Raw genomic sequence first — 9,327 nt, forward strand, 5'->3', positions numbered from 1 at the left:
ACCGAGGTACTCAACGATTCCGAAACCGACTCTGAAACACTTGCCGATATAGACTGACTAAGCGAATCGGATTCAGAGGTCGAAACGGAATCACTTGTGGAAACCGAGGTACTCAACGATTCCGAAACCGACTCTGAAACACTTGCCGATACTGACTGACTAAGCGACTCGGACTCAGAGGTAGAAACGGAATCACTTGTGGAGACCGAGGTACTCAACGATTCCGAAACCGACTCTGAAACACTTGCCGATATAGACTGACTAAGCGAATCGGATTCAGAGGTCGAAACGGAATCACTTGTGGAAACCGAGGTACTCAACGATTCCGAAACCGACTCTGAGGTGCTTTCTGAAGTAGCCTGACTGAGCGATTTAGAGATTCTTAATGACTCCGACTCGCTGACTGATGCAGACTGACTCTCTGACACCACCGCACTGACTGATTTAGACTCACTAACAGAAACCGAAGCAGATTCCGAAAGGCTCTCTGATTCTAGAACACTCAAAGATTGAGATGCTGCTGTTGATACCGAGAGACTTGTAGAGAGCGAGATGCTTTGAGAAACAGCGAGTGAGGTTGATGCACTCTCCGATTCTGAATAGCTCTCAGACAGATACTCTGATAACTTGGTCGATTGTGACCGCATTTGAGAAGTACTTTGCGCTTCAGATACGCTCTGGGAATAACTCACTGAGAGCGACTGCGTGCGAGGATCCTCTGTCAAAGGTACCTTCACAGTATTAGACGTCAAATCCTTGAAGACAACTGTAATTTCTCCAGTTGCAGAGACTGAATAGCTCTTAAAGTCTTTAGACGCTAGCAAACGTGGATTTGCCGCTTTGAACTTTTCCCAAACCTGCGCTTTTTCAGACTCAGTCAGATTGGTCAAATCAGTCACCTGAGTATTAGAAGTCACTGGAGCAATTGGGTTCCGAATGCCATCATTTTGAGGCAAGACTTTAATGCGGAAAGAACGATCGAGAAACTGATTTCTAGCATTGGTAAATCGAACCGTAATTGTATACGTCTTCCCGGGTTCGACAACCTCTGTGCCTCCGACTTTCCCTTCGATCAACATGGGAGCAAAAGGTGATTTCAAGGTTGCATTGGGAACGAGAACACCCTCAACCCGTTCGCTGTTGGGAGCATAACCCATATAGGTGAGAATAACCCCACCATTCTGCTCTCTCACAATGTACTGCAACTGAATCGGATCTGAATTATAAGCTGTAATCAGATGATTATTTGCCGGACCACTCATGACAAATGGAGCACGAAAAGCACTGTCCGCTTCTAAGGCACTACCTGTACGCGGATCTCTCTTCCCTGATTGCTCTCTTAACACAGCATTGACCAAGCGATTCCGAACAGACTTAGCCTGAAGAAAAGTCGCCTCTCCATCTTGATCTGGATTGGCTAATTGGTTACGGATGGCATCCAGAGCCTCTTCCGCTTCCAACACCAGTCCCTCTCCATCCTTCAAATCTTTCGCTTGCTCCATATAAGAATAAAGGTCCTGAGCTATACGTTGAAATTGTTTGTCCCGAGCAGGATCTGAGACGGCTACAGACTCCTGATCCCCATTTGAAAGGACGCTAGTTTCCGCCATTGAAGTAGAGGGAACTGCTGAACTCGTCGCGGATAAAGTAGTAGAAAGCGAATCACTCTGTAACTCTGATGGAGACCACTCACTCGTAGATAGACTGGTCGTGGACGACTGTTCCACGCTGCTCAACACCAAGCTATCCTTACCTATTACACCCACTTCCGAAGCCACTTCTGACTGTAAAGTTGGACCTGCTAGCTCATCAGCATCCGTTGGATGCGCAATTGACGTTGCACCCATAATGGATCCAGCAGCAATCAAGCCTTTTAAGGCTATGGAGCTTGGAGCATCCATACTAGAATGATTGGAAACATCTCTTTCTTTTTTAGCTCGCAAAAAAGAAGCATTCGAACAGGCTACTCGAATCCAATGTTTCCCCGATTTTATTAATTTAAACCTCGTCACTCTATTCCATGTCTTTTTCAGCAAGGTAAGGATGCCCCTCTCTCCTCAAAAATTATTCTCTCTTGATTATACATGATTGAATCCTATTTTCAATCATTTTGGCTAGATCTATGCTCGATCTCAGCAAAAAAGCCATCGAATCGATGACTTTTTAAAAATGAACAGCATGTTTTCAAAAGCTGATTCCTATTTTGCAATTTCTTCCAACATTTTTTCAATGTGTTGGATAGATTTTTCACGTCCAAGCAAGTAGATGGTATCTGGCAATTCAGGACCATGCATTTCTCCTGAAACGGCGATACGGATAGGCATGAAAAGATTCTTCCCTTTGATACCTGTTTCTTTTTGGACTGCTTTGATTTGTGGGAAGATATTTTCTACTACAAACTCATCGTCTGACATGGCTTCAAGTTTCGCTTTGAAAGCTTCAAGTACCGTTGGCACGGTTTCACCAGCCATGACTTCTCGCTCAGCTTCTGTCAATTCTGGGAAGTCTGAGAAGAAAAGGTCTGTCAATGGAACGATTTCGTCCACTGACTTCATTTGTGGTTTGTAGAGTTCCACTAATTTCTCTGCCTTGTCTGTCAAACGGCCTGCTGCTTCAAGGAATGGTTTGGCCATTTCAAAGATGGTCGCAAGATCTGCATTCTTGATGTAGTCATTACTCATCCAGTCAAGTTTCTTTTGGTCGAAGGCTGCTGGAGACTTGCTAAGGCGGTTTTCATCAAAGAGCTTGATCAGTTCTTCACGAGAGAAGATTTCGTCTTCCCCACCAGGATTCCAACCAAGAAGGGCGATAAAGTTAAAGACTGCTTCTGGAAGGTAACCTTTCTTACGGTAATCTTCGATAAATTGAAGGGTGTTGGTATCGCGTTTAGACAACTTCTTACCAGTTTCAGAGTTGATGATCAAGGTCATGTGACCGAACTCTGGAGCTTCCCATCCAAGAGCCTCATAAACCATAAGTTGTTTTGGAGTGTTGGCAATGTGGTCGTCTCCACGGATAACGTGAGAAATTTGCATATCATGGTCATCGATCACAACGGCAAAGTTGTAAGTTGGGTAGCCATCTTTCTTTTGGATAACCCAGTCCCCACCGATATTGCCACCTTCAAACTCGATATCGCCTTTGACCATATCATGCCATTTGTAGATACCTGACTCATTGACTGCCAAACGAACCGTTGGAATCACACCTGCCGCTTCGCGTTCTGCGATGTAAGCCGCTTTTTCTTCTTCGCTCATGCCGAGGTATTCGTTGATGTAGCGAGGTGTTTCACCCGCTGCTTCTTGGCGTTCACGCTCTGCTGCCAACTCTTCTTCTGTAACGTAAGACTTGTAGGCTTTCCCTTCGGCCAAGAGTTGGTCGATATATTTTTGATAGAGTTCCAAACGCTCTGATTGGCGGTAGTTTTCATGCGTCTCTGGACTTTCATCCCAGTCCATGCCCAACCAACGAAGGTTTTCCAGCTGGGAACGTTCGCCGTCTTCGACGTGGCGCTTACGGTCCGTATCTTCGATACGGATGATAAAGGTTCCACCATGGTGGCGCGCATACAAGTAGTTAAACAATGCTGTACGAGCATTTCCGATGTGTAGTAGTCCGGTTGGACTTGGTGCATAACGCACACGAATATCTTTAGTCACGTATGTTTCTCCTAATTGTTCATTGATTCTGGGCTTCTCTTCTAACTGGCCCAGGCACTTTTCACTCTATTATAGCATATCTCTGCATGAGTAGCTTCCTAATCGAGTCGTTCTTCTAGTTCAAAATCAATTGGCAGGGTTGCTAAGAAATGCTCCAACTCCCGCTCCCAATAAAACCATTCATGTTTTCCTGGTCCATGGCTGTAGGTGATATCAAAACCGAGGTCCTTCAGATGATCCACAGCTGTATTGTTGGCCTCATACAGAGCATCCTGCTCGCCACACCACGCCCATAAGACCGTCTTTTTATCTGAGTACTTCTCCGCAATGCTTTCCAAGGAGTAAGGACTCGTCGTCCAATCTTCTAACTCTCCAAAGACCCCTTGCCAATAAGCCTTACTGCCAAGATCGGTGTCTGCCAGTTGACGCCCCTCAAAGCTAAGAGCACCAGAAAAACTAGCAGCATGCGAGAAGCGATTGGTTTGAAGGGCCAGTTTAAAAGATCCATAGCCCCCCATCGATAGACCAGCAATAAAGGTCTTCTCCCGCTTCTTGGTCATATTGGGGAAGAAGCGGGCCAAGGTCTTAGGCAATTCCTCTGCGATGGCTGTGTAGTAGGGATAGCCATACTGGGTATCCGTATACCAACCATTATTAGTATTAGGCAAGACGACAATCAAATTGGTCGAACGTAGGATCCGTTCCACATTGGTCCGTTTCAACCAGGAGTACTGATTGCCATTCATCCCATGAAGGAGATAGAGGACCGGGATATCTTGATCATCTGGATTTTTCACCCGAGACCCATCTGGGTAGAGGACGTTGATCCCCCACTCCATTGCGAGCGCTTCTGAATAGTATTCAATCTGCATTACTGCCATCTATCTTTCCTCACTATTTCTTTATTCCTTGATAAGAAAAAGCCGACGATCGACTTTTCCTCTTATCTTAATCCTAGCGTACTTCCATGACGACTGGCAAGATAGCTGGTCGACGTTTGGTCTGGTCAAAGAGGTACTTGGCCAAACTATCACGAACAGCACCCTTGAGCTCGCCCCAATCGAAGCTGTCTTGGGCCAAATATTCTTCTACACTTTGGTTGACAATCTCTGCACTTTCGCGCAAGATATCGCGACTCTTCTTCACATAGATAAAGCCACGGGTGTGAACTTTTGCCTTCGAGATAATGCGTTTATCACGACGGTTAACCGTAATAGCCACAATAAAGATACCATCTTCTGATAAGACTTTCCGGTCACGGAGCACGACATTTCCAACATCTCCAATGGCATTCCCATCGATGAGGACATCTCCAGCAGAGACGCTACCAGCAGGAACGAAGTCACCATTGTCATATTCCATGATAGTTCCTTTTTTCGGAATGAAGATATTTTCAGGCAAAATCCCCACTTCCATCGCAAGCCGTGCATGGGCATCTAATTCGCGGTATTCCCCTTGGATTGGGAACAGATAGTTGGGACGAAGGAGGTTGATCATCAATTGAAGATCACGCGCATTTCCGTGTCCTGATACACGCAAGCTTTGAGTAATCGCTTTAACGACTCCGCCTGCTTGGTAGACCATGTTTTCTACGCGTGCCATAACCGCTTCTTTGGCGATAGATGGAGTTGTTACGATATAGACCAAGTCGCCATCCTTGATTTCAACATAGCGGTGACGGCCAATGGACATTTTACGGAGGCCATTGATGGGTTCACCCATCCGCCCCGTTTCAAGAATAATCAATTCATGATCCTCAAAACGAGACATTTCTTTTGGCTTAATCAATATTTTTTCGTTGGCCAAAGACAGTTTATTTAAACGAATCCCTGTCCGGACAATATTTTCTACGTCAAATCCAGTCAAAACAACCCGGCGCCCTGTCTCTGCAGCTGCGTCAAAGACTTGCTGGATCCGTGATAGGTTACTTGCAACAGCGGCTACAATGATACGGCCATCCCAGTCAGCAATCGTATCTAGGATTTCATCCCCAACCTCTTGCTCACTAGCCACTTGAATCTTACTATCGGCATTGGCAGAGTCACTCAAGAGAGCGAGGACGCCTTCTTGTCCAATCTCTGCCAAACGAGCAAAGTCAGTCGCATAAAACTCACTCGCTGTCTGGTCAAACTTGAAGTCTCCGGTATAGACGATATTTCCTTCAGAAGTCTTGATGACAATTCCTAAACTTTCTGGAATAGAGTGGGTTGTCTGGAAGAAGGATACAACCGTTCCTCCAAAATCAATCTCTGAGTTGGCATCGATCACATGGAAGTCATTGAACTTCTTGACACTATCATTGCTCTTGACAAAGAGCTTGGCCAACTCGATGGTCAACTCTGACCCAAATACGGGAACTTTAGCCTCCGCTAAAAGATAAGGAAGGGCTCCGATGGCATCCGCATGCCCGTGCGTTAAAAAGACTCCTGCGATACGATCGCTATTCTCAAAGAGGTAGTCCATGTTGGGAATAACGACATCGACCCCTAGTTGCTCATTTTCTGGATACTTGAGACCAGCATCCAAAACAAAAATAGAGTCATTTACTTCAGCTATGTAGAGGTTTTTCCCGTTTTCACGGACTCCACCTAAAGTAATCAACTTAATGTTACTCATGTTTTCTCCTTTATGTGATGGTTCATACTTACGGTCCTTGGCTCACCAAGTCGAATTACAGTTTTGCAATTTTCTTGCATATCTAGAACATTATACTATTTTTTCACGATTTTTTCAAAAGTCAGACCAAACAAAAGCCCTCCACCATCTGATGGAGGACCCTTTATTAAGACCAAAGACGATAGCCTAGATTGTCAACTTTGTCAAAAAGAAACACTAGTCCGTATGATAGTCATTTTTCTTATTCTCAATCACCCGTATCGCCGCCTTGATGACATGAAACTCATTTAGCAGTTCTTCTAGGTGGTGGTAATTCCGATCGCTAAGCGCCCCCTTCTTAAGGGTTTGGGACAAGCTATAAAATCGATCGACATGCTCATCAATATTGGCCAGCAATTCTTTGGCTTCTTTCAAACGGTAGCGATTTAGAAGCTTGCTTTGACTATGTTTATAGGCGAGCACATTCTCACGATGAATGTCTTGACAGACTTCCTTCTGTTCTTCATCTACCGTCAAATTGACCGCTTGGAAGCAGGTAATAAACTCCCGATTCTTCAGATCGCACACAAAGACGACACCGTCCTCTGCTACATAGGCTTCCGTATCGGGTCGTTGGTCAAAACTGCTATCAAAATGATGAAGCGAGGGTACGTGTTGATTGACCCAGCGTCTCAACTGCTCGTTATCGACTCCAAATCGTTCCATTGCTCTTTCTTTAAAATGATCTCGACAGCTATATTCATGTGCATATGGCAATCCCACAGCCCTCACCTCGACTTTCTACCACGGCAGACAAAAAGACCTCCAGTCTTACGGGACTAGAGGTCTGGTCTGCTTCACTGACAAGAGGCGATTAACCATTTAGGCTAACGAAAACAACAGTTATGATTTTCATTTCTTTTCATGGTACGATTCACATACCAGTGGTTTTCTTTGCAAGTTCTCTTTCAGTTTTGTTACAAAGCACTCAGTTGAGCATACCGAAGTTCGAAAACCATCTAAAGCTTCCACTACTATTTCCACGTATTTCAATGTCATTTAGTAAGTTAAGCAGACTTACTTGACGGCTCAACCGATTTAACATTTCCGACGTTCTGGCTTTTTTATAAAAAGCACAATCAAGTGTCAGCGAAGGCAAACCTATAACGAAGTAACCTAATGTATGAATCTATAAGGCATTGGTATCAACCCCTTCTCCCTTATCTTCATCTATAGTATACTCCTTTAATATCAGTATTGCAAGCGATTACACGCTGAAACTAGTTTCTAAATTTACTCAAAGAAACGGTAGTAATCAGACAAGGCCATCTTAGCCTTTTCCTCTTGATTCAAGTCCTGGATAATCTTTCCATCCTTCATGACAATCAAGCGATTCCCGTACTTAAGCGCATCCTCCATATGATGGGTAATCATCAAGGCAGTCAGGCGATCTGTTTTGACAAAACGATCCGTCAGCTCCATCAAGGCTTGACTGGTCTTGGGATCGAGGGCAGCTGTATGTTCATCCAAGAGTAAGAGTTCAGGCCTTTTCAGGGTAGCCATCAACAAGCTCAGAGCCTGACGTTGTCCACCAGATAAGAATTCTACCGACGTATCGACATGCCTCTCTAAACCATTGCCAATCTGGCTCAAAACCTCTTTAAACTCGTCTTTGTACTGGGCAAGGCGACGAGGAACCAAGCCCCGCTTTTCTCCTCGGAATTTTGCAATCAGGAGATTCTCAGCTACTGTCATACGAGGAGCTGTCCCCATCTTTGGATCTTGGAAGACACGAGATAGGTATTTTGCCCGTTTTTCTGGACCATAGTGAGTCACATCCTCTCCCTTGATCAAGACTTGACCACTGGTCAGAGGAAGGGTCCCAGCCAAGGTATTGAAAAGGGTTGACTTCCCAGCACCATTGCCCCCAAGAATGGTGATAAAGTCATGCTCATGAATCTCCAAAGAGACATTATCCAAAATGACTTTTTCTTCATTCAAGCCATTATTCACCACGATGGTGGCATTTTTTAATTCTACAATTGCGGTCATTTGCTGAGTTTGACTCCTTTCAGCAGTTTCTCTTTAAAGGTTGGAATCATGAGACAGATAGCCAAGATGATAGCACTAAAGATACGGATATAGCTGGTATTTACCCCAATAGCAATCACAGCCCAAATCAAGAATTGATAAATGATCGATCCAATAACGATACTGAGTAAACGTTCTGCTAAGGTCAGTTTTGAAAAAAGAACCTCTCCGATAATCAAGCTAGCCAAGCCAACGACGATAACCCCGATCCCTCGAGAAGCATCTGCATAGCCTTCTTGCTGGGCCATCAAGGCACCTGACAAGGCAATAATCCCATTGGAAACCACTAGCCCCATCAACTCCATCCGACTGGTATGGATCCCAAAGCTTTTAGCCATCTCAGGATTGTCCCCTGTCGCAATATAGGCCTGCCCCAGTTTGGTATCTAAAAAGAAGAGCATAGCAGCAATCACCAGGGTCACAAAGATGATCCCAATGATAATCTCGTTCACACCACTGGCGATAGGAATCAGATCTTGGATTTTTGAGTAGCCAAGCAAACCCAGGTTGGCCCGTTGCATCACAAAGAGAATGACTGAGTTACAGGAAGTCATCACCAAAATCCCTGATAACAGCGTCGGAATCTTCCCTTTGGTATAAAGAAGACCTGTTGCTAATCCAGCCAAACAACCCGCACCAACGGCGGCTAGGGTGGCTAGCAAAGGATGAACCCCTTTGGTGATCAGAGTTACCGCAACGGCTCCCCCTAATGGGAAAGAGCCCTCTGTAGTCATATCTGGGAAATCCAAGATACGAAAGGTCATAAAAATCCCCAGTCCCAAAATAGCCCAGATCAAGCCTTGTGAAATAATCGAAATAAGCATATCTTTGTCCTAACTATTGTAAATATCCTCTATTGTATCATATTGCAAGACGTGATTTCAATGCTTTCAAAAAATAACAAAAAGGCCCCACTCCTTAGAGCGAGGCCTCCTTGTGGAAAACTAAACCATTTACGATCCTAACGGGAATCGTTAGTGTC

The 9,327-nt window shown here is 44.8% G+C and carries 7 protein-coding genes; all 7 read right to left on the reverse strand.

Annotation, left to right across the window (positions count from 1 at the left end):
• Window positions 1-2,012: KxYKxGKxW signal peptide domain-containing protein (locus QM873_RS09800; RefSeq protein ID WP_414279208.1), on the reverse strand; the 2,012-nt coding region annotated here is incomplete at its 3' end.
• Between the two features lie 186 nt (window positions 2,013-2,198).
• Entirely contained in the window at window positions 2,199-3,659 is a 1,461-nt protein-coding gene (gene gltX, locus QM873_RS09805) for a glutamate--tRNA ligase (protein WP_414279209.1), read from the reverse strand.
• A 98-nt stretch (window positions 3,660-3,757) separates the two neighbouring features.
• Window positions 3,758-4,540: an alpha/beta hydrolase gene (locus QM873_RS09810; RefSeq protein WP_154854360.1), complete on the reverse strand. Its 783-nt coding sequence runs from the start codon at window positions 4,538-4,540 to the stop codon at window positions 3,758-3,760.
• A 73-nt stretch (window positions 4,541-4,613) separates the two neighbouring features.
• Entirely contained in the window at window positions 4,614-6,275 is a 1,662-nt protein-coding gene (locus tag QM873_RS09815; RefSeq protein ID WP_414279210.1) for a ribonuclease J, read from the reverse strand.
• Between the two features lie 216 nt (window positions 6,276-6,491).
• Window positions 6,492-6,980 (reverse strand): hypothetical protein, encoded by a 489-nt coding sequence (locus QM873_RS09820; protein ID WP_006595486.1) that lies wholly within the window; start codon window positions 6,978-6,980, stop codon window positions 6,492-6,494.
• 567 nt (window positions 6,981-7,547) lie between these two features.
• The gene (locus QM873_RS09825; protein ID WP_006595485.1) at window positions 7,548-8,306 is read right to left on the reverse strand and encodes an ABC transporter ATP-binding protein; all 759 of its coding nucleotides are present in this window, start codon (window positions 8,304-8,306) and stop codon (window positions 7,548-7,550) included.
• Entirely contained in the window at window positions 8,303-9,169 is an 867-nt protein-coding gene (locus QM873_RS09830) for an ABC transporter permease (RefSeq protein WP_414279211.1), read from the reverse strand. The genes QM873_RS09825 and QM873_RS09830 overlap by 4 nt, the downstream gene beginning before the upstream one ends.
• Window positions 9,170-9,327 lie beyond the last annotated feature (158 nt).

This window comes from Streptococcus australis, from assembly GCF_047463015.1.
GTDB lineage: Bacteria > Bacillota > Bacilli > Lactobacillales > Streptococcaceae > Streptococcus > Streptococcus australis_F.

Excerpts from the sequence above, each read along its gene's own strand:
- QM873_RS09810 (WP_154854360.1), bottom strand. The coding sequence starts at position 4,540 with ATGGCAGTAATGCAGATTGAATACTATTCAGAAGCGCTCGCAATGGAG.
- QM873_RS09820 (WP_006595486.1), bottom strand. The coding sequence starts at position 6,980 with ATGGAACGATTTGGAGTCGATAACGAGCAGTTGAGACGCTGGGTCAAT.
- QM873_RS09815 (WP_414279210.1), bottom strand. The coding sequence starts at position 6,275 with ATGAGTAACATTAAGTTGATTACTTTAGGTGGAGTCCGTGAAAACGGG.
- QM873_RS09830 (WP_414279211.1), bottom strand. The coding sequence starts at position 9,169 with ATGCTTATTTCGATTATTTCACAAGGCTTGATCTGGGCTATTTTGGGA.
- QM873_RS09825 (WP_006595485.1), bottom strand. The coding sequence starts at position 8,306 with ATGACCGCAATTGTAGAATTAAAAAATGCCACCATCGTGGTGAATAAT.